The sequence below is a fragment of the Microbacterium sp. NPDC091676 genome, assembly GCF_044756645.1.
GTDB classification, from domain to species: Bacteria; Actinomycetota; Actinomycetes; order Actinomycetales; family Microbacteriaceae; genus Microbacterium; species Microbacterium paraoxydans_D.
This window is the reverse complement of record NZ_JBIVTI010000001.1, coordinates 2,412,634-2,437,289: the sequence shown is the minus strand read 5'-3', so window position 1 is coordinate 2,437,289 and position 24,656 is coordinate 2,412,634. Positions and strand designations below refer to the sequence as shown.

18 protein-coding genes are annotated in these 24,656 nt (G+C 71.2%); 11 read left to right on the top strand and 7 right to left on the bottom strand.

Features of this window, described 5'->3' with window-relative positions:
- The first annotated feature begins 2 nt into the window (after window positions 1–2).
- The gene (locus ACIQID_RS11870) at window positions 3–701 is read left to right on the top strand and encodes an NRDE family protein (RefSeq protein WP_400285097.1); all 699 of its coding nucleotides are present in this window, start codon (window positions 3–5) and stop codon (window positions 699–701) included.
- A gap of 518 nt (window positions 702–1,219) precedes the next feature.
- Here ACIQID_RS11870 and ACIQID_RS11865 read toward each other — a convergent pair.
- Window positions 1,220–2,188 (bottom strand): helix-turn-helix domain-containing protein, encoded by a 969-nt coding sequence (locus tag ACIQID_RS11865; RefSeq protein WP_312674726.1) that lies wholly within the window; start codon window positions 2,186–2,188, stop codon window positions 1,220–1,222.
- A gap of 86 nt (window positions 2,189–2,274) precedes the next feature.
- Between ACIQID_RS11865 and ACIQID_RS11860 the strand changes: the two genes are divergently transcribed.
- Complete coding sequence (locus ACIQID_RS11860; RefSeq protein WP_331201380.1) at window positions 2,275–2,436, top strand: hypothetical protein; 162 nt, start codon at window positions 2,275–2,277, stop codon at window positions 2,434–2,436.
- 37 nt (window positions 2,437–2,473) lie between these two features.
- Window positions 2,474–3,052 (top strand): hypothetical protein, encoded by a 579-nt coding sequence (locus ACIQID_RS11855; RefSeq protein ID WP_400285092.1) that lies wholly within the window; start codon window positions 2,474–2,476, stop codon window positions 3,050–3,052.
- 3 nt (window positions 3,053–3,055) lie between these two features.
- Here the strand turns inward: ACIQID_RS11855 and ACIQID_RS11850 are convergent, their stop codons facing one another.
- Both ACIQID_RS11850 and ACIQID_RS11845 read right to left on the bottom strand, forming a co-directional pair.
- A complete protein-coding gene (locus ACIQID_RS11850; protein ID WP_400285747.1) occupies window positions 3,056–4,282 on the bottom strand; it encodes a glycosyltransferase in 1,227 nt (408 codons plus the stop codon).
- 5 nt (window positions 4,283–4,287) lie between these two features.
- Window positions 4,288–5,517 (bottom strand): glycosyltransferase, encoded by a 1,230-nt coding sequence (locus ACIQID_RS11845; protein WP_400285744.1) that lies wholly within the window; start codon window positions 5,515–5,517, stop codon window positions 4,288–4,290.
- Between the two features lie 121 nt (window positions 5,518–5,638).
- Here ACIQID_RS11845 and ACIQID_RS11840 point away from each other — a divergent pair, with 121 nt between their 5' ends.
- Entirely contained in the window at window positions 5,639–6,226 is a 588-nt protein-coding gene (locus ACIQID_RS11840; protein WP_025102630.1) for a hypothetical protein, read from the top strand.
- A gap of 99 nt (window positions 6,227–6,325) precedes the next feature.
- Here the strand turns inward: ACIQID_RS11840 and ACIQID_RS11835 are convergent, their stop codons facing one another.
- Window positions 6,326–9,340, bottom strand: a complete 3,015-nt coding sequence (locus tag ACIQID_RS11835) for an alpha-mannosidase (protein WP_400285089.1) — start codon at window positions 9,338–9,340, stop codon at window positions 6,326–6,328.
- 134 nt (window positions 9,341–9,474) lie between these two features.
- On the opposite strand from ACIQID_RS11835, the gene ACIQID_RS11830 reads away from it, so the two are divergent.
- Window positions 9,475–10,500, top strand: coding sequence for a LacI family DNA-binding transcriptional regulator (locus ACIQID_RS11830; protein ID WP_312674720.1), 1,026 nt, complete (start codon window positions 9,475–9,477; stop codon window positions 10,498–10,500).
- Window positions 10,501–10,596: 96 nt separating this feature from the next.
- On the opposite strand, the gene ACIQID_RS11825 is transcribed toward ACIQID_RS11830, so the two are convergent.
- Window positions 10,597–11,895: a glycosyl hydrolase gene (locus ACIQID_RS11825; protein ID WP_400285086.1), complete on the bottom strand. Its 1,299-nt coding sequence runs from the start codon at window positions 11,893–11,895 to the stop codon at window positions 10,597–10,599.
- Window positions 11,896–12,072: 177 nt separating this feature from the next.
- Between ACIQID_RS11825 and ACIQID_RS11820 the strand changes: the two genes are divergently transcribed.
- From ACIQID_RS11820 to ACIQID_RS11800, 5 genes are all read left to right on the top strand, one after another.
- Entirely contained in the window at window positions 12,073–13,374 is a 1,302-nt protein-coding gene (locus ACIQID_RS11820; protein ID WP_400285083.1) for an ABC transporter substrate-binding protein, read from the top strand.
- Window positions 13,375–13,415: 41 nt separating this feature from the next.
- A complete protein-coding gene (locus ACIQID_RS11815; protein ID WP_060922295.1) occupies window positions 13,416–14,303 on the top strand; it encodes a carbohydrate ABC transporter permease in 888 nt (295 codons plus the stop codon).
- Complete coding sequence (locus ACIQID_RS11810; RefSeq protein WP_312674711.1) at window positions 14,300–15,232, top strand: carbohydrate ABC transporter permease; 933 nt, start codon at window positions 14,300–14,302, stop codon at window positions 15,230–15,232. Before ACIQID_RS11815 ends, ACIQID_RS11810 begins: the two co-directional genes overlap by 4 nt.
- On the top strand, window positions 15,229–18,432 hold the full coding sequence (locus ACIQID_RS11805) for a GH92 family glycosyl hydrolase (protein WP_400285078.1): 3,204 nt from the start codon (window positions 15,229–15,231) through the stop codon (window positions 18,430–18,432). The genes ACIQID_RS11810 and ACIQID_RS11805 overlap by 4 nt, the downstream gene beginning before the upstream one ends.
- Before the next feature lie 68 nt (window positions 18,433–18,500).
- A complete protein-coding gene (locus tag ACIQID_RS11800; RefSeq protein ID WP_400285075.1) occupies window positions 18,501–20,363 on the top strand; it encodes a heavy metal translocating P-type ATPase in 1,863 nt (620 codons plus the stop codon).
- Window positions 20,364–20,502: 139 nt separating this feature from the next.
- Here ACIQID_RS11800 and ACIQID_RS11795 read toward each other — a convergent pair whose 3' ends face one another.
- Together ACIQID_RS11795 and ACIQID_RS11790 are read right to left on the bottom strand one after the other, a co-directional pair.
- Complete coding sequence (locus ACIQID_RS11795; protein ID WP_331201387.1) at window positions 20,503–22,137, bottom strand: fucose isomerase; 1,635 nt, start codon at window positions 22,135–22,137, stop codon at window positions 20,503–20,505.
- Window positions 22,134–23,651, bottom strand: a complete 1,518-nt coding sequence (locus ACIQID_RS11790) for an FGGY-family carbohydrate kinase (protein ID WP_400285071.1) — start codon at window positions 23,649–23,651, stop codon at window positions 22,134–22,136. Before ACIQID_RS11790 ends, ACIQID_RS11795 begins: the two co-directional genes overlap by 4 nt.
- On the opposite strand from ACIQID_RS11790, the gene ACIQID_RS11785 reads away from it, so the two are divergent.
- Window positions 23,608–24,654: a coiled-coil domain-containing protein gene (locus ACIQID_RS11785; protein WP_400285068.1), complete on the top strand. Its 1,047-nt coding sequence runs from the start codon at window positions 23,608–23,610 to the stop codon at window positions 24,652–24,654. The two genes, ACIQID_RS11790 and ACIQID_RS11785, sit on opposite strands and share 44 nt — an antisense overlap.
- Window positions 24,655–24,656 lie beyond the last annotated feature (2 nt).

Genomic DNA, 24,656 nt, shown 5'->3' with positions numbered 1-24,656 from the left:
ACGTGTGCACGGTGGTGATCGATGTCGAGGCTGCGGGATCCGCGCGGCTGCTGGCCGTCCGCGACGAGGACCCGGCCCGGGAGTGGGACGCCCTGGGCGAGTGGTGGCCCGAGGAGTATCCGGGGGTGATCGGCATCCGCGACCGCCGCGCCGGTGGAGCCTGGCTCGCTGCGAACCCCGCCGAACGACGCCTCGCCGTGCTCCTCAACCGCGCCGACGTGCAGGACCTCTCCGCGACCGCGGCGGTCTCCCGCGGCACCCTTCCGCTCGCCGCGGTCACCGGTCGCTCCCCGCAGGGCGCGCCGCCGATGCACGGCTTCAATCTGCTCGAGGTCGGTCCGGACGGCGCCAGGGTGCTCTCCTGGGACGGCGCCGAGCTGCGGGAGACCCCGGTCGAGCCCGGGACCCACATGATCGCCCACGACGACCTCGACGACGAGGAGACCCCGCGCATCGCCGCCTGGCTCCCGGAGTTCCGCGCACTGGGGCCCGCCGCGGCGAGCGCCGACTGGGCGGCCGAGTGGACCGCGCTCCTCGGATCCTCTGCGGCCCTGCCCCCGGAAGACGACCGCGCCATCATCCGCGACAACCGCCCGCACGGGTACCCGACGCAGTCCCTCCTCTACGCGGTCGCCACGGTCACGCCCGCCGGGGTCGACGTCCGCGACGTCACCCTCCCCTCCCCCGCCCACTGGCACTGACCCCTCTCTTCCCCCCTCCGCCCCTCCGCCCTCGCGCCGCGGGATGAAAACCGCACCCCCGCCCTCCACCCGCGGCCCCTTTCTGATCCCGCCCGCCCCGCCGCTTCCCGCGCAGGATCGAAAACGCACCCGGCCGTCCATCCCGCGGGGCCTTCCTGATCCCGCCCGCCCCGCTGCTTCCCGCGCAGGATCGAAAACGCACCCGGCCGTCCATCCCGCGGGGCCTTTCTGATCCCGCCCCGATGCGGGCGATCGACCCCTCAGTTCGACGAGATCCGCTGCGGAGCGTGGCGGCGATGCCCGCCGGCGGGGCTGGACCAGAATGCCGCGGCCTGTCGCGCGACAGTTCGGCCTGATGCGGGACGGTAAACGCTCCGGACCCGGCTCGGTGCCGCGCGTTTTCGATCCCGCACGTCAGCGGGGGCCGGTAGCGGGACGGGAAGTGGCCCGGGTGCGTGGAGACGGGGCACGAGATCGATCCCGCGCGGCTGAAGGACGGGAGGACAGGAGGGAGGGGGTCAGGCGGCGGGGAGGGCGTCGGCGCAGGAGAAGCGGGCGCGGTAGGCGGTGGGGGTCACGCCCAGCACGCGGGCGAAGTTCTGCCGGAGGACGGCCGCGGATCCGAAGCCGCAGTCCGTCGCGATGTGTTCGAGCGGGAGGTCGGTGCGCTCGAGGAGGCGCTGGGCCTGGATGATCCGCTGCCGACCGAGCCACGCGGCGGGGGTCGCCCCGTACTCGGCCTTGAAGCGGCGCGCGAAGGTCCGCGGCGACATGAGCGCCCGCGCGGCGAGCTGGTCGACCGTCAGCTCCTCGCGGAGGTTCTCCACCGCCCAGTCGGCCACCGCGGCGAGCGAGTCCGTGGGCGCGACCGGGATGGGGCGATCGATGAACTGCGCCTGACCCCCGTCCCGCTGCGGCGGCACCACCATCCGACGCGCGATCCGGTTGGTGATCTCCGCCCCGAGCTCCTGTCGCAGCAGGTGCAGGCAGGCGTCGATGCCCGCGGCGGTGCCCGCGCTGGTGATGATGCGGCCGTCCTGGACGAAGAGCACGTCCGGATCGATGTCGACGGCGGGGTACATGTCGGCCATCGTGTGCGCGTACATCCAGTGCGTCGTCGCCCGCCGCCCGTCCAGGACTCCGGCCGCGGCGAGGATGAACGACCCGCTGCACACGCTCATGACCCAGGCGCCGCGCGCCACCGCCGCACGGGCGACCTCGACGAGGAGCGGGTCGATGTCACCCCAGACCTCGCGCGGCACCGGGCAGAACACCACGAGATCGGCCTCCGCGGCGAACGACAGATCGTGCTCCACGTTGATGGAGAAGCCGATCTTGGAGCGCACGACCCCGGGGTGCGGGGCGACGATGCGGAAGTCGAAGTTCGGCACCCCGTCGGCCGATCGGTCCAAGCCGAACGCCTCGCAGGCGACTCCGAACTCGAACGGCGCGAAGCCGTCCTGCACCACGCACGCGACGGTCTTCATCACAGCTCCCGGAATGGCAGTTTTCCTACGAACAGTGCCCGATCTGCCTCTCGTGGCAGCATCAGACCGCGCGTAGCTTTTCTGCCATGGTACTCCTCATCCTCCTCCTCGCCCTCGTCATCTGGGCGGTCGTCGCCACCTTCGTCGAACTGCGGCGCGACGGCTACCGCCCCACCCCCACCGACTGGAGCCGCGTCACCGGACAGGACGCCCTCTCGCAGGCCGACCCCGGCCACGTCTACCGCTGACCTCCCGACTGTCCGGGAGGAGGGCTACGCTCGGGTCATGAGCGACCCCCAGCAGCCCGGACACCCCTCGCGCGACGGCGCCGTCGACCCGGCCGCGGCCCCGATCCCTCCGTCGCTCCCGGCGGAGCCGCAGTACCCCGGCGCGCAAGCTCCCGCACCGGGAGCGCCGTACGCCCCCGCCCCCGGCGGGGGTCACGTCTTCCCCACCGCCACTCCGCAGGCCTTCCCCACCGCGGCCCCGCAGTCGTACCCGGCCGCCCCCGGATCCGCCGGCTTCCCACCCTCCGCGGCACCGGGCCCCCGCGCAGCCGGCGACGGCCTCGGGCGCGCCGCGCTCATCGTCGCACTGGCGACCCTGGCGATCGACGTGTTCCTGATCCTCGCGCGGCCGTTCGTCTACATGTCGGACCGGACCTACAGCATCATCGGGCTGATCGAGGGGGCGTCGGGCATCCTCACCTTCCTCGGCTACGGGGCTGCGCTCGTGCTCGGCCTCATCGCGGCGCGACGCCCGGGTCCGCGGCTGCTCGCCGGGATCGCCATCGGCATCTCAGGCGCCGGTCTGCTGACGATCGTGCTGAGCTGGCTCTCGTCGAGCTTCTACGGGTTCCTGTGATCTTCAGGATCGGGTGAGCACCCGCTCGTAGACCTCGATCATGGCGGCCGTCCGCGACGACTGCCGGAAGGCGTCCGCCACAGCCGGCACCGGCTGTGGGGCGGTCCCGTCCGCGATGTCCGCGGCCGCCTGCCGCAGCGTCGCGGCGAGCGCGTCGATCCGTTGCGCCTCGAGGTCCCGCCCGCGCGCGTGCGGATCCGCCGTCGGCACCGCCCAGAGCCCGCCCTGGAGTTCCGCAGCGATGTCGGGGTCGCACACGACGGAGGGCGTGCCGAGGGTGGCCGCCTCGAACGGCGTCATGCCCTGGGTCTCGAACCCGATGGACGTCTGCACGAGCGCGTCGGCGGCGGCGATCCGCTCCAGGGTCTGCGCATAGGAGAGCCTGCCTGCGAAGCGCACGTCCGTGCGCCCCGCGACGATGCGTGCGGCCGCGGCGCGCTGCCCACCGCCGCCGATCACTTCGAGCTCTGCGTCGATGCCCGCGTCCACCCAGGCCTGGAGGAACGGGAGGAGGCGCTTCTCCGGACTCATCCGCCCGAGCCAGACGAAGCGCGGGCGCCCCGGTGCCCGTTCGATAGGGGCCGCCGCGAGGGTCTGCGCCCGGACGTCGTCGTCGATGCCGTTCCACACGACGTCGACCGTCCGCGCCACGCCGTTCTGCTCCAGGCGCCGCGCGAAATGCCCGGAAGGCGCCGTCACGGCGGCGGCACCCGCCGCGAGTCCGCGGAGGTACGACCACCCGTCGCTGCCGCCGACCGGCACGCCGACGCCGCGGAGGGCGGCGCGGCGCCACAGGTTGAGCACGGCGAGCACGGGCCGGTGCAGCGGGGTGACCGCGGCCAGTCCCACGTCGACGCGGTTGTGCATCGTGTGCACGACCGGGATCCCGTGGCGGGCGGCGAAGCGGTGGCCGATGAAGGCGCCCCAGAAGTCGGCCTGCACGTGCACGAGGTCGACGGGCGGGCGGTGCGCCATGGCCCGGTCGAGAGTCCGATCGGTCGCCCGCCCCGGCCAGGTCATCGCGTACTCCCGATCGAGGGTGATCGGCAGCGACGGGAGGTCGACGTTCCCCTCGGACGATGCGGCGTCGTCACGCCGCGCGTGCATACGGGGCGCGACGACCGTCACGGTGTGCCCGGCACGCTCCAGGAAGGTCCGCTGCAGTCGCATCGACACCTGCGCCCCGCCGAGGGAGTCGAGATGCTGATCGGCGAAGAAGACGACGTGCATCCGCGTCACTCAGGCAGCGGCTCGTCGCGGTACAGCGCCTCGAAGGTGTCGAGCGTGCGGTTGATGTCGTGGATGGCCACGCCGTCGAGGGACGCCTTCTGCATCCGCTCGTACTCGCCGGGGGAGGCGGTCAGGACGGCGGTGAGCTTCGCGGCGAGGTCGTCGACGTCTCCCGGCGTGAACAGGTGACCGTTCTCGCCGTCGTGCACGAGGTGCGGCAGGGCGACGGCGTCCGCGGCGACGATCGGCAACGCCGATGCCATCGCCTCCATCGTCGCGATGGACTGCAGCTCGGCGATCGACGCGATGACGAAGAGGCTCGCACGGGACAACAGCGCCCGCAGCTCCTCGTCGGTGGTCCGGCCGTGGAAGGTGACCCGGTCCGACAGTCCGAGCTGTGCCGTCAGGTGCTCGAGCTGCTTGCGCTGGTCTCCGCCACCGACGATGTCGAACGTCGTGTTCAGCGCCGGGTCGAGCTTCGTCATCGCCTTGAGGATGACCTCGACCTGCTTCTCCGCCGTCAGCCGGCCCACGAACACGAGCCGGTTCTCCTCGCGCGGGGCGATGACCGGGGTGTACTGGGAGCGGTCGATGCCGCAGCTCACCGGGATGACGCCGCGCACCTCGACCGTCTTCTCCAGGAAGTCGGCGGCCCGACGCGTGGGTGTGGTGATCGCCCGCGTCAGGTCGAAGGTGCGCTTCGCGTCAGCCCAGGCGACCTTGAGCACCATGTCGTCGACGAACTTCGGCATGGTCGTGTGGTCGAGGATGTTCTCGGCCATGACGTGGTTCGTCGCGATGACCGGGATGCCGCGCTGCTTCGCGATGCGCGCGAGTCCGCGCCCGATGACGATGTGGGACTGGATGTGCACGACGTCGGGCTGCACGGCGTCGAGCACCTTCCGGGCGTAGTGCTTGGAGCGCCACGGCCACACGAAGCGCAGCCAGTCGTGCGGGGCCCAGCGCACGGAGGGCAGGCGGTGGAGCGTCATCGGCTCCCCCTCGATGACCTCGGTGCGGGGCGCGGTGCGACGGTAGGCCTGGTTGGGGGCGACGACGTGCACGTCGTGCCCGCGCTGCACGAGTCCGGCGGCGAGACGCTCGGCGAACCGGGCGGCGCCGTTGATGTCGGGGGCGAACGTGTCGCACCCGAGGAGGATCTTCAGCGGACGGGGCTGTGCGGCGGTGGCGTCGCGCGACGCATCGATCGGATCGTCGGAGGAGGTCACAGAGATGCCTAACGGGGTGGCGGCCAAGGAGAAGCCCTGGTCGGGCGGTGGCAACTCTACCCGAGGGCCCTGTCCCCGACGCCGAGCCATACCGGCATCCTTCAGCCTCGGCCGATACCGTGATGCCATGCGACTGCACGCCGACGCCGACCCCCAGCTGTGGATCCCCGTGACGGACTCGCTCGGGTGGAGGGGACGCCGGCATCGCAAGGCCGCGATCCGGATGCTGCTCGGCCAGGTGAACGCCGCGGTCGGCGCGACGGAACGCCCCGGTTCGCGGTTCGGAGCCTGGGCGATGAGCCAGGCCGCGCCGATGCTCATGAAGAAGGCCGACGGCCGGGTCCTCGCGTGGACGTGGAAGGCGGAGCCGGACCTCGTCGTGGCGATGGCGACGGTGCAGGCGCTGACCCCCGACATCCGGATCGCCCGCGCGTCGATGCCGATGGAGTACGACGACACGACCTCCTTCCCGACCCGGCTCGGCGTCGGCGAGAAGCTCGTGGTCCCGACCCCGCCCTCGCCTTCGGCGCCGCCCTTCGCGACCTACACGTGGGACACCGGTACGCACCTGGTGACCCTGACGGCCGTCTGCAGCGACCGCGAACGCTTCGGCACGCTCATCGGCGCGCTCGACGAGCTGGCCCGCAGCCTCCGCATCGCCGACGACCTCACCGGCGGCGAGTCGCCCGACGTCCTCCGCCTCCCGCCCGCCTGACACCGATCCCGCCCGGCGGGATGAGAAACGCGCCTCCCCAAGGGCGGGGAGGCGCGTTTCTGATCCGGCACGGAGCGCCCGGCGCGAGGAGGCCGGGGCTCAGCGTGCGATGCGGAGGGTGCGCACCTCGAAGGGGCGGAGCTGGAGCCCGCCCCCGAGACCGGGCGCCTCGACCTCGTCCTCGATCAGGCTCACCTCGCGCACCTCGCGGTGCTCGAAGCCGACGGACAACGCGCCGACCGCACGGCGCCCGAGCGCCTCGTACACCCGCACGATGACATCACCGGAGCCGTCGTCGGCGAGCTTCACGGCGGAGACGACGATCCCCTCGCCCGACACCTCCACCAGCGGCTCGACCTCGCGCGCCCCGCGGATCACCGTGGGCATGCTGTTGAGGCGGATACCCTCGGCGGTCGCGATCGCGGCGTCGGCGCCGATCACGAAGCCGACCTCGATCTCGTGGAGCCCGTGGTCCGTGTCCGGGTCCGGGAACCGCGGCGCCCGCAGCAGGGAGAGGCGCACGGTGGTGGTGACCCCGCCCTCGCCGACCTCGCGCGTCGTGTCGTACCCGTAGATCGAGTCGTTCACGAGGGCCGCACCGAAGTCCTGCTCGCGCACCAGCACGAACCGGTGCATCGAGGTCTCGAACTTCGCCACCTCCCAGCTGGTGTTCGTGTGGGTGACACGTGCCTGGTAGCCGAACTGCGTCTCGGCTTCGGTGTGCGACGCCTGGATGTCGAGCGGGAACGCGAGCTTGAGCAGCTTCTCGGTCTCGTGCCAGTCGACCTCGTTGCGCAGCAGCACCGTGCGCGAACCGGGCGCGAGGAGGATCGTCTGCGTGATGGTCGACTCCGAGAAGGGACGCACGACGACGATCTGCGCGACACCGTTCACGAGTGATGCCTCGATGGAGGAGACCGCCGTGAGGTCGTCGACGCTGTTGCGGTAGTACCGGTCGATGTCCCACGCGTCCCACATGTTCGGGAAGTCCTGGTGCAGCTGGAACAGGTTCGCGGCCTTGCCGGGCGCGACCGTCTCCCGCCCTGTGGCCTTGTCGACGGCGGAGACGATCAGCCCCTCGCCGGAGACGAGCACGGACACGAGGTCGTTCTCGATCCGCCATCCCGGGTGGGTCGCCGAGCCTGCCGAAGCGTCCTCGACGAGCGAGACCGGCCCTTCGACGGGCTCAGGGATCCACGAGGCGCCGAGCGCTCGTCCCCGTCCGACCGACGTCGGCTCGAACCGCAGCTCACGGTCACCCTCCCCGGCGAGCGACCGGCGCGCGGCGTCGGCGATGTCGCGCGCATCCGACAGCACGTCGGACAGCACCGCGACGGCCTCGCGGTGCACCCACGCGATCGAGGTGCCGGGCAGGATGTCGTGGAACTCGTGCAGCAGCACGGCCTGCCACAGCCGGTCGAGCTCGGCCTGCGGGTACGCGGCGCCGGTGCGCACGGCGTCGGTCGCGGCCCACAGCTCGGCCTCCACCAGCGCGTGCTCGGCCCAGCGGTGCAGGGCCTTGGTGGCGTGCTGGCTCGTGAGCGTGCCGCGGTGCAGTTCGAGGTAGAGCTCGCCGACCCACACGGCCGGGTTCGGCAGCTCGGCCTTGGCGGCGTCGAAGAACACGTCCGGGTGCTCCCACACCACCTGCGCGCTGCCCTCGAGGTCGCGCAGCCGCTCGGCCTTGCCCGTCATCTCGCGCGTCGTGCCGCCGCCGCCGTCCCCCCAGCCGACCGGGGCGATCGACCGCGAGCTGAGACGGTTCTCCTTGAACTGACGGGATGCCTTCGCGACCTCCATACCGCTGAGCTGCGAGTTGTAGGTGTCCATCGACGGGAAGTGCGTGAACACCTGCGAGCCGTCGATGCCCTCCCACAGGAAGGAGTGGTGCGGAAAGACGTTCTGCTGGTTCCACGAGATCTTCTGCGTGAAGAACCACTCGAACCCGGCACGACGCATGAGCTGCGGCAGGGCCGGCGAGTAGCCGAAGCTGTCCGGCAGCCACACGCCCTTCGACCGGATGCCGAACTCCCGCTCGAAGAACCGCTGCCCGTGCGAGAACTGCCGCACGAGCGACTCCCCCGTCGGCATGACGGTGTCGGACTCCACCCACATGCCGCCCAGCGGCAGGAAGCGTCCGGCGGCGACCGCGGCCTTGACCCGCTCCCACACCTCGGGGCGGTGCTCCTTGATCCAGGCGTACTGCTGCGCGCTGGACATGCCGTACTGGAACTCGGGCTGCTCCTCGATGAGCGTGGTCATGGACGAGGTGGTGCGGGCGACCTTGCGGATCGTCTCGCGCACCGGCCACAGCCAGGCCGAGTCGATGTGCGCGTGACCGACGGCCGAGATCCGGTGCGCACTCGCCTCGGCCGGAGCGGCGAGGACATCCGCGAGCCGGGCCCGCGCGTCGCCGGCGGTCTCCACGATGTGCTGCAGGTCGAGCACGTCGAGCGCGTCGTCCAGGGCCTGCAGGATGCGCATGCGGCGCGGCGACGTGGCGGGGAGCTCCGCCTGCAGCTCGAACAGCACCTCGAGGTCGAGGGAGAGATCGAACACCTCGGGCTCGAACACCGCGAGGTCGAGGCGCCGCAGCCGGTACAGGGGCTCCTTCGAGGAGGTGAGGATGTCGCCCTCCTGCGTCGGCAGGAAGGGGTGGTAGTCGAGGAGGACGGGATTGGACGCTCCTTCCAGGTAGAGCTCGACGGGCTCATCGCCCGCCGCGGTCTCGACGATCGGCACCCACTGGTTGCGCGGGTTGATGCTCTTGATCGGCGTGCCGTCCGGCCGGTAGGCGAGAGCCTCGCACTGGAACCCCGTCATGTTCACGTCGAAGCCCAAGTCGACCAGCGCCTCGACCCGGCGTCCCGCCCATTCCGCGGGCACCCGACCGGTGAGCTTGAACCATGTGGTCCCCCAGGCCGGGCCCCACAGCTCGCCGACCGCGGCCGGGGCGAACGAGAGCGCCAGCCCCTCCGCCGGGGAGATGGGCTCTCCGGGGAGCTGGTGCGCCTCGACCGTGAGGGGAACCGCGGCCGAGTGGATCGCCGGGCGGATGCGCTCTTCGAGGACCCGCTTGACGCGGCCGACGGTGAGCGAGGTGTCGTCATGCATGGTGGGGTTCTCCGGGCTCGACGGTGAGGGATGGGGTTCGATGCTAGCCGTTACTAAAACGATCTAGCACGGGAGTCTACGGCACCTCATCCCTCGCTTCCGAGAGACTAAACCGATCAAGTAGGGTGATGCCTATGACCCCGGGGAAACGCGTGACGATCGCGGACATCGCACGCCTGGCCGGCGTCTCCCCCGGCGCCGTCTCGTTCGCCCTCAACGGCCGCCCCGGCGTGAGCGAGGAGACGCGGCAGCGCATCCTCTCGATCATCGAGGAGCACCACTGGCAGCCGAGTTCCGCCGCCCGCGCCCTCGTCGGTGCCCGGGCCAACGCGGTCGGATTCGCCCTCGCCCGCCCGGCGCGCTCGCTCGGCTCCGAGGCCTTCTTCACCGACCTCATCGCCGGCATCGAGTCCCGGCTCTCCGAGAGCAAGGTCGGGCTGCAGCTCCGCCTCGTCGCCGACATCGACGAGGAGATGGAGGTGCATCGGCAGTGGCGCTCGTCGAACCAGGTCGACGGCATCATCCTCATCGACCCGCGGGACGACGATCCCCGCGGCGAGCGCATCACCGCCCTGGACGCGCGTGCCGTGATGATCGGCTCGAAGCCGTCCCCGGACGGCGCGGTGCCCAGCGTGTGGATCGGCGACGACGCCGTCGCGGAGACGCTCTTCTCCTACCTCGCCGCCCTCGGCCACACCCGCATCGCCTACGTCGCGGGTCCGGCGGAGCTGGAGCACACCCGCCTGCGCGCCGAGGTGCTGGAGCGGATGGCTGCGGACGGCGTCGCCGGCGAGGTCATCACGACCGACTTCTCCCCGGCCCGCGCCTCCGCCGTGACGCGCGCGCTGCTCTCCGGCCGCCAGCGCCCCACCGCGATCGTCTATGACAACGACGTGATGGCCGTCGCCGGCCTCCGCGTGGCGCAGGAGATGGGCAGGGCCGTTCCCCGCGACGTCTCCCTCGCGTCGTTCGACGACTCCGTGATCGCAGGCCTCATCAACCCGTCGATCACCGCGATGACCCGCGACACGTTCGAGCTCGGGGAGCAGGCGGCCACGCTCCTGCTGCAGCAGATCGAGGCCGGCACCGCGCTGCCGAGCGTCGAGGGCCCGACCCCGGTGCTCACCGCCCGGGAGAGCACGGCACCTCCGCCCCGCTGAGACCCCGCCTTCCCGTCCACGCCCCGGGCTTTCGGCGCACGCACCCCGGGGGCTCGACGACAACCCGGGGGCTCGGCGACGCAGATGGGGAGAAACTCAGACGACGGTGTTGACGGAGGCGTAGCGCGTCACGGCGGACGGGGCGGGGTGGATGAGACGGCGAATGCCGCGTGCCTCCAGCGCCGCGGGGTCCTGTGCGGTGCGGGAGGTCACCAGCGCGGGATCGTCGCCCGCGGCGCACGCGTCGACCCAGGCCTGGAAGACCGCACCGCCGGGGCTCAGCGCCGCCCGGCTCACCGGCACCTCCTGCTCGTCGACGTCCACCACGATCGCCGTGGGGCGGTCCGGAGCCGCGGTGCGGGTGCGCAACTCGGGGATGAGCTCCGCGAACCGGCGGCCGAGAGGCTTCGCCGCACCCTCCTGATCGATCAGGCCGAGCGAGTACTCCAGCTCAGGGAAGTCGGCGAGCTCCCGGCTCACGTCGTGCGAACACCACCAGGTCACGCCCCAGAGGTTCTCGGTGCGGAGGGCGGAGCGCACGGTGGCCTCGAGGAAGCCGGGCATCTCGGCCTCGTCGAGACAGTTCGACGGAGCACCGACCTCCTGCAGCCAGATCGGACGGGCGGGATCGGTCGCGAACGCGCGGGAGAGCTCGATGAGGTACTCCGCATGACGGTCGGCCGCGATCGAGCGGCCGCCGTAGCGCTGGGCGGTGCCGTTGAAGATCCAGGAGTGGATGGTCGTCATCGCGCCGAGCCGGGACGCGTGCGCCGGGGTGAACCCGTGGTCGTCCATGTACCAGACCGCGTCGTACTCGCTGTGCACGTGCGGCAGTCCCGGAGCGCCCCGTTCCGCCGCGGCGAGTAGCGCCTCGATCCAGCCGCCCGCCTCGTCGGTCGTGACCGGCCACGGCGAGGGGTGGGTGTGCGCGGAGAACTGGTTCGTCTCGTTGCCGAGTGTGAGCCCGAGGAAGTTCGGCGCGTCCCGCAGGGCGCCGGCGAGCCGCTCCACGAGCTGCGCCTGACCGTCGAGGGCCGTCGGATCGGTGAACATGTTCCGGTCGTGCCAGGTGTACAGCCAGGAGGGCACGAAGTCGAAGCTCGACAGGTGCCCCTGGATCACATCGACGCTCGCGTCCATCCCGAACTCGGCGGCGATGTCGACCATGGCGCGCACGTCGTCGACCGCCTGGGAGCGGATGAGGGTGCGGTTGGGCTGCAGGACGGTCCAGAGCGGGAACACGCGCACGTGGTCGAGGCCGAGCGCGGCGAGGGCCGCGAAGTCGCGACGCACGTCGTCCGGCGTGAAGTCGAGCCAGGAGTGCATCCACTCCTTCGACGGCGTGTAGTTCGCCCCGAAGCGGAGAGGAGCGTCGAGAGCGCCGCGCTGCGTCATGTGTGCACCTTTCGGACCGTGCCTCTCACGAGGACATGTCGCACCACTATAACGCTTGAGCATCGCCGTCGATAGCGCACACCTTGACACCGGCGGGATCGGATGGTTTCATCTGCTAAAGCGCTGTAGTCCCTTCGTCGGACCACGCCGAATCGCCCGCCTCGAGGAAGAAGCACGATGAAAGTTCCCGCACGCATTGTCGCTCTGGCAACCTTCACGATCGGCGCCCTGGCGCTCGTGAGCTGCACCGGAGGGGGCGCCGCCTCCGACGACGCCGGCCCCATCGACACCTCCGGCGAGCTCAGCGGAACCATCCAGTTCCAGACCTGGTCGCTGAAGAACGAGAAGTTCACCCCGTACTTCGAAGACCTCATCGCCGCCTTCGAGGAGGAGCACCCGGATGTGACCGTCGAATGGCTCGACCAGCCGGGAGACGGGTACCAGGAGAAGATCCTGAGCCAGGCGAACGCCGACACCCTCCCGGACGTGCTCAACCTGCCGCCCGACATCGCCTACCCGCTGGTCGCCGCCGGGAAGCTCGTCGACCTCGACACTGCCGACCCCGACCTGAAGACGGCCTACAACGCGGGCGCCTGGGACGCCTACAGCCAGTACCCCGGCGTCGAGGGCACCTACGGTCTGCCGTGGTACCTCTCCAGCGACGCGTCCTGGTGGAACCTCGCCCAGCTCGCCCCGTACGGCGTCACCGAGGAGAACCTCCCGACGACGGTCGACGAGCTGCTCACCCTCGCGAAGGACGTCGCCACGGAGTCCGGCGGCAAGGTCCAGCTCCTCTCCTCGATCCCGGCGCTGGACACCTTCACCGCCGCCGGCATGGAGGTCATCAACGACGAGGGCGAGTTCGACTTCAACACCGACGAGGCCGCCGCGATCATCGAGCAGTACGCCGACGCGTACGCCGCGGGCGCGATGCCCGCCGAGGCCCTCACCGGCGACTACGGCGGGAACGCGGAGGCCTACATCCAGGAGAAGGTCGCCTTCACGACCGGCGGCACCGGCTTCACGACCGATCTGCAGAAGGACGCCCCGGCACTGCTGGAGAACACCGTCGCCACCCCGCGCCTGGGTGTCGCCCCGCTCTACGTCCAGGGCCTCAACGTCTCCGCCGACTCCGACAACAAGGAAGCGGCCCTCGCGTTCGCCGAGTTCGCGACGAACGAGGAGAACCAGGTCGCGTTCTCCTCCCTCGCGGTCGGCACCGCCCCCGGCACGGCCGACGGCGGCGACCAGGTCGTCGAGAACATCGCCTCCTCGGTCACGGATGAGAAGCAGCTCGCCGCGATCGACACCGTGTTCGGCGCGATGAAGGACGCCAAGGCGCTGCCGTTCCAGTGGACCGCGGACATGGCCACCTACATGACCCAGCAGATCGCTCTCGCCGTGAACGGCGAGGCCGACGCCAAGACGCAGCTCGACAAGATCGTCGAGTACGCCAACGCGAACCGCGTGGACCAGTGAGCATGCGCGCGGACACCGGCACCCGGCAGCGGAGGTCGACGATGAGATCCCACAAGTGGTTCACCCCGTGGCTGCTCCTCGCCCCCGCCGTGATCTGGGTGCTGGTGTTCGCGCTCTGGCCGTTCCTGAACACCGTCGTCCTCAGCTTCACGGACGCCCGCCCCCTGCGGACCCCGGAGTTCGTCGGCGGTGCGAACTACGAGCGCATGTTCGGCGACGAGATGTTCTGGAACGCGCTGACCACCTGCCTCATCTACGTGGTCGTGTGCGTGCCGCTGCTCACGGTCCTCCCCCTGCTCCTCGCCCTCCTCGTGCAGAAGAAGCTCCCCGGCATCTCGTTCTTCCGCACCACCTTCTACTTCCCCGTGATCGCCTCGGTCGTCGTGGTCGCCCTCATCTGGACGTGGCTGTTCGACAGTCGCGGCATCATCAACCAGACCCTGGAGTTCCTCGGCCTCATCGATCAGCCCATGGCCTTCCTCGTCGACCGCTGGCTGCTGCTCGGCTGCGCGATCCTGCTGACCGTGTGGAAGGGGCTCGGCTATTACATGGTCGTGTACCTCGCCGCCCTCGGGAACGTGGGCAAGGAGCTGCACGAGGCCGCCATGCTCGACGGTGCGAGCTCGTTCCGCCGCTTCCTCTCCGTCACGATCCCGTCGGTGCGCGGGGCGATGCTCCTCATCGCCGTCCTCATCGCGGTGTCCGCCATGCGGGTGTTCGCCGAGCTCGACGTGCTCTCCAAGAGCACGGGCGGCCCCGGTGGCTACGACATGTCGCTCGTGATGCTCATCCGCCAGGTGGGCTCGGGCCTGAACGGCAACATCGGCTACGCGTCCGCGATCAGCGTGGCGCTGTTCCTCCTCACGCTCGTGCCGCTCGCGGCGATCGCATTCATGAACCGCGAGAAGAAGGCGAAGGTCTCCGCATGACGACTCTGACGACGCCCCCGGTGGAGAGCGCTCCGCCGGCCCAGGACTCCGCGCGACCGTCCCGCGAACGCATCTTCCGGCGCCGCGGCTCCGGCGACTTCAGCAAGCCCACGCTCGGCGGACTCATCGGCCGGTACGCGCTGCTGCTGTTCGTCCTCTTCCTCGTGATCGGCCCCTTCGTCTGGCAGCTCTCCACGTCGTTCAAGGGTCCGCAGGAGAACATCTACTCCTTCCCGCCCGAGCTCATCCCCCGCGATCCGACGCTGCAGAACTACACGAGGGTCGCCGACATCGTCCCCGTCTACCTCTACGCCTGGCACTCGCTGCTCGTCTCGCTCGGCACCGTGCTCAGCAACGTGATCCTGGCCACGTTCGCCGGCTACGCCCTGGGCTGCATGCGCTTCCGCGGGAAGTGGATCGTCATGGGCATCCTGCTGTCCACGCTGCTGTTCCCCGGCGAGGTCACCGTGACGAGCAACTTCCTCACGATCCGCGCTCTCGGGCTCGCCGACACCCTGTGGGGGGTGTTCCTGCCCGGAGCGATCAGCGCCATGAACGTGCTGCTCGTCGCCACCGCGTGCCGGATGATCCCGAAGGACGTGCTCGACGCGGCCACCGTCGACGGTGCGACCACGTGGCAGCGCATCCGGCACATCGTGTGGCCGAACATCCGCGGCATGGTCTCGGTCGTGGCGATCTTCGCCTTCATCGGCGCGTGGGACGACTACCTCTGGCCGCTCATCGTGCTCTCCGACCCGGCCAAGTACACGCTGACCGTCGGCATGGCCTACCTCAACAGCAGCTTCTCGGTCGATCCGCGACTCATCGCCGCCGGCACCATGATCGCGCTCGTGCCCATCGTCATCATGTTCTCGTTCACGCAGCGCTTCTTCTTCAAGGGCGTGCAGGAGGGTGCGCTGAAGGGGTGAACGCGCCGCTGCTCCGCCCGGCCTCCGGTCCCGCGGATCCTCCGTCGTCGCGCCCGCACGCCGGGGTGCTCCCCGGAGTCGTCTTCGCGTACACGTTCGACCCCTCCCGCGGGGCGCAGCGGATCGACGTCCCCGGCCTCGACGGCATCGCCCTCACCCCGGACACCGTGCTGCACTGGGCGTTCTACGCCGACGGCCCCGCGGCGACCCTCGCCCCCTGGGCCGCGCTCGCGGTCACCGTCGACGTGCGGAGCGCCGACGGCGGCCGGCTGAGCGACATCGCCGCCGTCCGCGACCGCTACGACTTCCCGCTCACGGCCGAGGGGCAGTTCGCCGCGCGGTGGAGCATGCCCGAGCAGTGGAACGCCGACAGCGTCGCCCTCGCGCCCCTCGCGGTCGGGAGGGGCGCGGTCGAGCTGGTCTTCGGCACGGCCGAGCTGGCGGCCACGCCGGATGTGCCCACCGAGGTCAGCGGCTTCGTCCAGGTCCGCGTCGAGGAGCGCCCTGGCCCCGGCGATCTCCCACCCGTCGAGCGGGTCGACACCCGGCGCGGCTCCCACTCCGGTCCCCGCTTCTCCCGCGGGAACACGATCCCCGCGGTCGCCGTGCCGCACGGCTTCACCTTCGTCACGCCCGCGACCGACGCGGCGGACCCGCGCTGGCCCTATCGTCCGTTCGTGCACGACGATCCGCAGGGGCGGCGCCTCGAAGCCCTGCAGTTCTCGCACCAGCCCAGCCCGTGGATCGGCGATCGCTCGGTGCTCCAGCTCATGCCGTTCCAAGGGACACCGAGGTCGGACAGGGAGGCCCGGCGCCGCTGGATCGTCGAGGGAAGCGAGCGCGCCCGCCCGCACGAGTACGCCGCCGATCTCGGCGACGGGCTGCAGGTCGAGATGACCGCGACCTCGCACGCCGGCGCGTTCCGCGTGCGGTGCGAGGACCCGCGTGCCGGCGTGGGGTTCGTGATCGACCAGCTCACGGACGACGGCCGGCTCACCTTCACCGACGCCGGCTTCGAGGGATGGATCCCCGAGGGGCCCGAGGACTGGGGGAACGCGCCGCGCTGCTACTTCGCCGGGACCGTGCACAGCGCGTCGAACACCACGCACGGCGTCCTCGACGACGACGGGCGTGCCCGGGTCGCGGGCTTCGTCCGCGCCGCGGGCGCTGTCGAGGTGCGGGTCGGGGTCTCGTTCCTCTCCGTCGCGCAGGCTCGGCACACCCTCACCCTCGAGGCACCTCCCGCCGTCCCCTTCGACGAGCTCCGCGCCCGCGCGGCCGCCGCGTGGAACCGCCTGCTCGGGCGCGTGACGATCTCCCCGCTCCCCGAGGCCGAGCGCCCGTTCCGCGGCCTGGCCGACGAGGAGCAGCGCGCCCGGATCGCCGCCGCGCTCCACCGCATGCACCTGTATCCGAACACGGCGGCGGAGAACACGGGCACCGCGGAGGCACCGGCGTGGCGCTTCGCCGACGTGTTCGCCCCGCGGACCGCCTTCGGCGAGTCGGCAACGGCGGCGCCGGTCGTGGAGGGCGAGCTCGTCGTCAACAACGGCTACTGGGACACGTACCGCACCGAGTGGCCCGCGCTCGCGCTCCTCGACCCCGCGCTGGCCGGACGCCTGCTGGACGGGCAGCTGACCCAGTATCGCCGCGGCGGCTGGATGGCGCGGTGGAGCGCCCCCGGGTACGTCGACAGCATGGTCGGCACCTCGAGCGACCAGATCTTCGCCGACGCCGCGCGGTGGGACGTGCCCTTCGACCGGGAGACGGCGTTCGAGAGCGGGTGGCGTCACGCGTGCGAGCCGGGACCCGATCCGCGACGGGGGCGCAAGGGCATCGGCCGCGGGCGCTTCCTCGGCTTCATCCCGTCCGACGTCCCGGAGGGGATGAGCTGGAGCATCGAGAACGCCGTCAGCGACGCCGCCCTCGGCCGGTTCGCCGCCCGGCTCGCGGCATCGGCGACGGCGGCGGACCACGTCGCGCGCTACCGGGCCTTCGCGCGATACTTCGCGAATCGCTCCCGCGCGGCGCGCGTGCTCTTCGACCCGGCGTCCGGGTTCTTCCGCGGTCGCGCGACGGACGGCTCATTCGCTCCGGATTTCGATCCTCGGGTATGGGGCGGGGACAACGTCGAGACGAACGCCTGGGGCATGTCGGTCGGCACGGTGCACGACGGGCCGGGCCTCGCGGCGCTCCACGGCGGCCGGGCGGGCCTCGGCCGGCACCTCGACGCCCTCGTCGCCGAGCCGGAGACCGCCGACGAGCGCTTCGGCGGCGCCTACGGCACGGTCATCCACGAGCAGCGCGAAGCCCGCGCCCAACGGTCGGGCATGTGCGCCCTGTCGAATCAGCCGGCCCACCACATCCCCTTCATGTACGCCTTCAGCGACCGGCCGTGGCACAGCGCCGGCCTCGTGCACGGCCTCGCGCGCCGCCTCTTCGCCGGTGCCCACATCGGCCAGGGATTCCCCGGCGACGAGGACAACGGGGAGATGAGCGCCTGGTGGCTCTGGGCCGCGCTCGGCCTCTATCCCCTGGAACTCGCGGCGGGGTCTCTGCGGATCGGGTCCCCGCTCTCCGACGACATCCGGGTCGAGCGCGGGGACGGCTCGTCGCTGCGCATCCGCTCGCGACGGAGCTCCCCTGCCGCGCACGTGCTGGAGGACGCCCGGCTGGACGGACGCCCTCTGCCCACCGCCGATCTGCCGATCGACGCACTCCGGGGGGATGCGGTGCTCGAGCTCGTGTTCGGCACCGACCCGGCGCGCGCGCTGGAGACCGGAGAGGACGCGCTCGACGGGGCACCGTGGCGCCCCGACCTCACCGGCGACGAGGGAGAGGTCCTCACCTCCCCGGGTGTCCTCGACCCGCGGCGCCTGTTCGACAACGGCGACCCGCAGGGCGACGAGGGCGTCCGCCTGCCCACGCACTCCTGGGTGGCCTGGCGGTTCCCCGCGCCTCGTGGCCTCACCGACGTCACCGTCACGAGCAGCGAGCATGTCGAGGCCCACGCCCTGCGCTGGGAGGTGGAGGGGGCCGACGGATGCTGGCGGCCCGTGGCCACGACCCACGGCGAAGCCCTGGTGCCCGACCGCACGACGCCGTTCGCTCTGGAGGCGCGGGTCGTGATGTCGGCCGTCCGGGTGTGCGCGGAGGCCGCGGTTACGCTCCGTCAGATCGAGCTCTTCGATCTGGGCTGACCGGTACCCGTGCCCCCGACCGGCGGCGGATGCTGGCGGTGCGCACCGATTCCGACGATGCTGGACGCATGCGCGCCCTCCGACTCCTCTGGCGATACCCGGTCATCACGCTGACGGTCATCGTCTTCGTCGTGGTCGGAGCCCTGCACGCCGCCGGCGAAGCGACCGTCGGCCGGTGGGTCGCCACGGTCTTCGTGGCCGCGGTGGTGGTGTGGACCCTCGTCGGCATGGTGCGCGACGTGCTCCGCGGCCACGTCGGGCTCGACATCCTCGCCGTCGTCGCCATGGTGGCGACGCTCGCGGTGGGCGAGTACATCGCGGCGCTCATCATCGTCCTGATGCTCTCCGGCGGCGAGGCTCTGGAGGACTTCGCGGGCCGCCGGGCGAAGCGCGACCTCTCCGCGCTGCTCGACCGCTCACCGCGCAGCGCCCATGTCCTCGTCCACCCCGAGGACGCCGGCTCGGACGAGGCGAGGGAGGTGCCCGTCGACGACGTGGCCGTGGGCGACGTCCTCCTCGTGCGCCCGTCGGAGATCATCCCCGTGGACGGCGAACTGCTCACCGACAGCGCATCGTTCGACGAGTCCTCGCTCACCGGCGAGAGCCTGCCCGTGACGCGCGGCGCGGGCGACGAGGTGCTGTCCGGTGCGATCAACGGCATCCGGGCCATCCGTCTCCGCGCCCTGCGCACCGGTGCCGACAGCCAGTACCAGCAGATCGTGGCGCTGGTCGCCCAGGCCGAGTCCTCCCATGCCCCCATCGTGCGTCTCGCCGACCGGTTCGCGATCCCGTTCACCGCCGTCGCGCTCGTGCTCGCGGGGACGGCGTGGGCGCTCTCCGGCGACGCCACGCGGTTCGCCGAGGTGCTCGTGCTGGCGACGCCCTGTCCGCTGCTGATCGCCGCACCCGTCGCCTTCCTCGGCGGACTCTCCCGGGCCGCGAAGTCGGGCGTCATCATGAAGAGCGGTGCGGTGATCGAGCAGATCGGGCGGGTGCGCTCGGCCGCGTTCGACAAGACCGGGACGCTCACCCAGGGAAGGCCGGAGCTCGTCGAGGTGCGGCCGGCGACGGGCTTCGATGCGGATGAGATCCTGCGGTTCGCCGCGTCGGCCGAGCAGTACTCCTCGCACGTGCTCGCCGACGGCATCCGTCGCGCCGCCTCCGCCCGAGGCCTGGAGCTGCACGGGGCGACGGAGGCGAGCGAGACCGCGACGAACGGCGTCTCCGCCACGATCGGCGGCCGCGCCGTCGTGGTGGGCAAGCCCGCCTACGTCGCCTCCCTCGCCCCGGACACCGTCAGGGCGGAGTTGGCGCCGGGACAGGCCGCCGCCTACGTCGCCGTGGACGGACGGTTCGCGGGGGTCCTGGTCCTCGCCGATGCCGCCCGTCCGGAGGCACCGGCCGTGATCTCCTGGCTGCGGACGCACGAGGTCGACCGGCTCGCGATGCTGACCGGGGATGTGGAGACCACCGCGGCGTCGATCGGACGGCAGGTCGGGATCGACGAGATCCACGCCGAGCTCCTGCCGCCCGAGAAGGTGCGCCTGGCCGCCGAGATGCAGCCACGGCCCGTGCTGATGGTCGGCGACGGTGTGAACGACGCCCCGGTACTGGCAGCGGCCGACATCGGCATCGCGATGGGTGCGAAGGGGGCGACGGCCGCCGGTGACGCCGCCGACGTCGTCATCCTCGTGGATTCGCTCGCCAAGGTCGTCGATGCCGTCGCGATCGGGCGGCACACCCTCCGCGTCGCCCTCACCGCGATCTGGATCGGCATCGGTCTCAGCGTGGGGCTGATGGTCGTCGCGATGACCGGCGTCATCCCCGCGGTCGTCGGCGCGCTGGTGCAGGAGCTCGTCGACCTCGCGACGATCCTCTACGCCCTGCGCGCGCTGAGCGGCCCGCCGAGCGACCTCCGCCCCTCCGCCTGAGCGCTGTTCCTGCACCGCACGCGGTTCCACCTCTCCGTCCACAGGTCCCGTGTTCGCGGTCCTGCCGCTGCGGAACACCGTGACAGCCTGAGACCCCGGACTCAGACGGGAGGCATGACCGTGGACGAGGTGGACCGCCTCAGATCGCCACGTCGCCGACGAGGTTGACCTTGATGCCCATGCCGTCGAACATCGCGGCCTTCGCGATCAGCGCCTTGTCCGCGGTGTCGGCATCGGGGGCGTAGACGAGCTGCGCGTGGTTCGCCTTGTGCCGAGCCATGAACTGGTCGCGCGAGATGCCGTGCAGCACCACGTGGGCGATCGGCCACTCCGGGTTCGTGGCGTCCTTCCGGCGCTGCGTCTCCTCCGCCGGAAGCTCGACGACCGACGCGCGGAAGATGTCCGCCTGCAGGACTCCCTCGGCGATGAACACCCGGGAGAGCACGACCTCGCCGGGCTTCGAGACGCCGTTGATCGTGGCGCCGCCCGCAGGGAAGAACACGTGCCCCTGGCGCCAGCCCTCCGCGTTCTGCCAGCCTCCGAGGTGCGAGGCCGGCACCGAGCCGGAGATCTCGTACACCCAGACGAACTGCCCGTCGTGGTCCTCCCCCCAGCGCACGTCGTGGAGGGTGTTGTCGGGCACGAGACCCATCGCGCGCCAGACGCGGTCGGTCACGAGCGCATCGACGGCGACGCCCTCGTCGGCTTCGTTGAAGTGGGGGAACGCGCGCCCCTCGTGCAGCACGCGGGATCCGTCGCGCGAGGTCACCGGCGGGCGCTCGGTGGAGTTCAGGATGCCCTCCGCCAGGTCCGACGCCGGCACGAGGTCCTTCAGCCCCTGCTGGTACTGGATGCCGACCGCGTCGAGGCCGAAGTCGTCGGCGATGCGGAGGGCCGCGATGTACATCTTCAGCTGCCACTGCACCTGTTCGCGGGTGAGCTCGGTCGCGGCGTCCTCGCCGTAGCGGAACGTCATGCCGCGCTCGACCAGCCAGTCGTACGCGGCGTCGGCCTCCTCCTCGGTCACGTTCAGCATCTCCGCGTAGAGGGCCGACTGCGACAGGCGCTCCTTGTAGATGCCGGTCTGGTTGAGGAGCTCGTCGTCGAAGATGGCGTTGTACATGCCCATGCAGCCTTCGTCGAACACGCCGATGATGGCCTTCTCGGCGCGCAGCTCCGCGGCGAGGGCCTCACCGAGCTGCTTCTCCGGGCTGTCCGGCAGCGCGGGGAGGGGACGCACGTGGGAGGCATCGTGGGTGATGGCGCCGGTCTCCGTCCACTCCCGGATGCCGTCGCGGAACCAGTCGTCGGTGAAGTCGACCGACCAGATCGTCGCGTACGGCTTGTCCATCTTCGTCAGGCCCGCGTTGAGGCCGAGGAGGCCGACGAGGCCGGGCCAGTCGCCCGCGAAGTTCGCCACCGTGAGGATCGGGCCCTCGTGCGTACGGAGGCCCGCGAGCACATGGTGCGAGTACTGCCAGACGGCCTCGGCGACGATGAGCGGCGCGTCGACGGGGATGTTCTTGAAGACCTCGAGCCCCATGCGCTGGCTGGAGATGAAGCCGTGACCGGTCTCCGGGTCGACCTCGTTGGCGCGGACGACCGTCCACCCGAGGTCGTTCAGCACGCCGGTGACTCCGGCCTCGAGCTCGACCTGGGTGGGCCAGCCGGCCGTGTTGGCCGACTCGCGCAGGTCGCCGGACGCGATCAGGTAGGCGGTCTTCGGCGCTGCGGCGGGACGGGAGGCCGGGGTGGGCAGGGTGTAGGCGGTCATGAGTTCTCCGGGGTCGAGGGGGTGGGGGATCCGTCGCGCTGAGCGGCGGCGAGTTCATGGACGACGTCCTTCGAGCCGTCGTACAGGCGCACGTATCGGTCGAAGAGGGCGTCGGCGAAGGGGCGCAGAGCCTCGTCCGGGCGGACGGTGTCGGCGATGGGGTTCCAGTCGGTGATCGCGGGCGCGGCACCGTCGGCGGCCGTGGCCGTCGCCGCGAGGAAGGCGGCGCCGTAGCTCGCGCCGATCGTGGTGTGCGGCACCTCCTGCACGAGCCCGGTGATGTCCGAGACGATCTGCAGCCACAGCCGTCCCTGCGTGCCCCCGCCGACCGCCACGATGCGGCGGATGTCGGCACCGGCGGCGCGCATGGTCTCGACGTTGTGGCGCACGCCCAGCGCGGTGGCCTCGAGGGCCGCGCGGTAGAGGTCTCCTCGGGTGTGCCGGAGGGTGAGCCCGGCGATGACCCCGCGAGCGTCGGGATCCTGGATCGGGGTGCGCTCGCCGGCGAAGTACGGCAGCATCAGCAGGCCGCCGGCACCGGGCCCGGACTCCTCCGCCTCGGCCAGCAGCGCCGGATAGTCGGCGCCGGAGAGGTCCTTCAGCCACGCGGTGAGCGCTCCGGATGTGGACAGACCGCCGGCGAGGTTGCGCGTACCCGCGAAGGCGCCGGCCGTCGTCCACATCGAGGGCGTGCGGAGGGTCTGCTCCCCGGTCGCCACGAGGAACATCGTCGTGCCGTACATCAGCATGAGGTCGCCGACCTCGTGGGCGCCGACGCTCACCGCCTCGGTCCAGGCGTCGATCGTTCCAGTGATGACCGGGGTCCCCTCGGGCAGGCCGGTCAGGGCGGCCGCAGCGGTGGTCACGGTGCCCGCGATCTCCCCCGCCCAGCGCAGCGGCGGCTGCTCGACCGTCCCGGCGAACCGCTGCCACCAGGGCTCGTGCCAGCGCTCGCCCTCGATGTCGTACAACGGCGAGACCTGGCTGGCGGACTGGTGGTCGAGGACGTAGGCGCCGGTGAGCTTGCGGGCCAGCCAGGAGGCGGGCATGTACAGCCGCCGCGCGCGCTGCCAGGCCTCCGGCTCCTCCTCGGCGACCCAGGCGATCTTGGGCCCGCCGGCCTGCGAGGTGAGGGTCGAGCCGCCGACGCGGGTGATCTCCTCGACGCCGAGCTCCGCCGTCATGCGCTCGATCTGCGCGGTGGATCGGGTGTCCACGCCGTAGAGGATCGCGGGGCGCACGGGCTCGTCGTCCTCGTCGGCGAGCAGGATGCACGGGCCCATGCCGCTCACTCCGACCCCCACGACCTCCGCGTCGGGGACCACGGAGAGAAGGTCGGTGGCCAGCTCGACGAACTCGTCCCACCAGATCCGGCCGTCCATCTCGACCCATCCGGACTGCGGACGGGAGACGTCGTGCGCGCGGGTCGCAGTCGCGAGGATCGCGCCGGCGGGGTCCACGAGGACGCCCTTGCTGCTGGACGTGCCGATGTCCACCCCGAGGGTGCAGCGCATGGTCTCTCCTTCGATACCGACGGTCCGTGCCGACCTGGACCCAGGCTACGCGAAATCGATTTCAGGACGCAAGGAGCTGACTGTTCCTGCACCACGTCGACCGACCTCCGAGGCTTCCACCATTCCCGACCCTGACCGGGAAAACGCCGGTTCAGCACCGGAATACCGTGACATCCTGACCCCTCCGATCGAGACTGGAGGCATGCCCTTGAACGACCCGCAGGTATGGACGCTGATCGGCATCTTCGTGACGACGATGCTCGGCGGCATGACCCTCATGACGACGCAGTTCGGTCGCGTGCTCCGCGCGGAGATCGGCGGACTGCGGGGAGAGATGACCGGCGAGATCGGCAGACTCCGCACCGACATGACCACGGAGATCGCCGGCCTCCGCACCGACATGACCACCGAAATCGCTGGCCTCCGCACCGAGATGACCACCGAAATCGCTGGCCTCCGCACCGAAATGATCACCGAGACCACACTTCTCCGCAGTGAGATCGGCGCTCTCCGCACCGACATGACCACGGAGATCGGCACCCTTCGCACCGACATGACCACCGAGACCACACTTCTCCGCAGTGAGATCGCCGGCCTCCGCACCGAGATGACTACGGAGATCGCCGGCCTCCGCACCGAGATGACTACGGAGATCGCCGGCCTCCGCACCGAGATGACTACCGAGATCGCCGGCCTCCGCACTGACATGACCACGGAGATCGGCACCCTCCGGATCGACACGACGACCGAGGTCAGCGGACTCCACGCGGCGCTGGCGGCGCTGCACGGCGTGATGAGGAGCGAGATCGGAGCGCTGCGCGCGGCGATGGGTGCGCTGCACGGCGCGATGATCGGGCTGCGTGGCGAGATGATCGGCCTCCGTGGCGAGATGACCGCGCGCCTCGACGGCCTCGATCACCGCCTCGACCGACTGGAGGTGAAGGTCGACGATCTCGACAAGGAGATGACGAACCTCGCAGCACGATTCTGGCGCTCGCAGTAGCG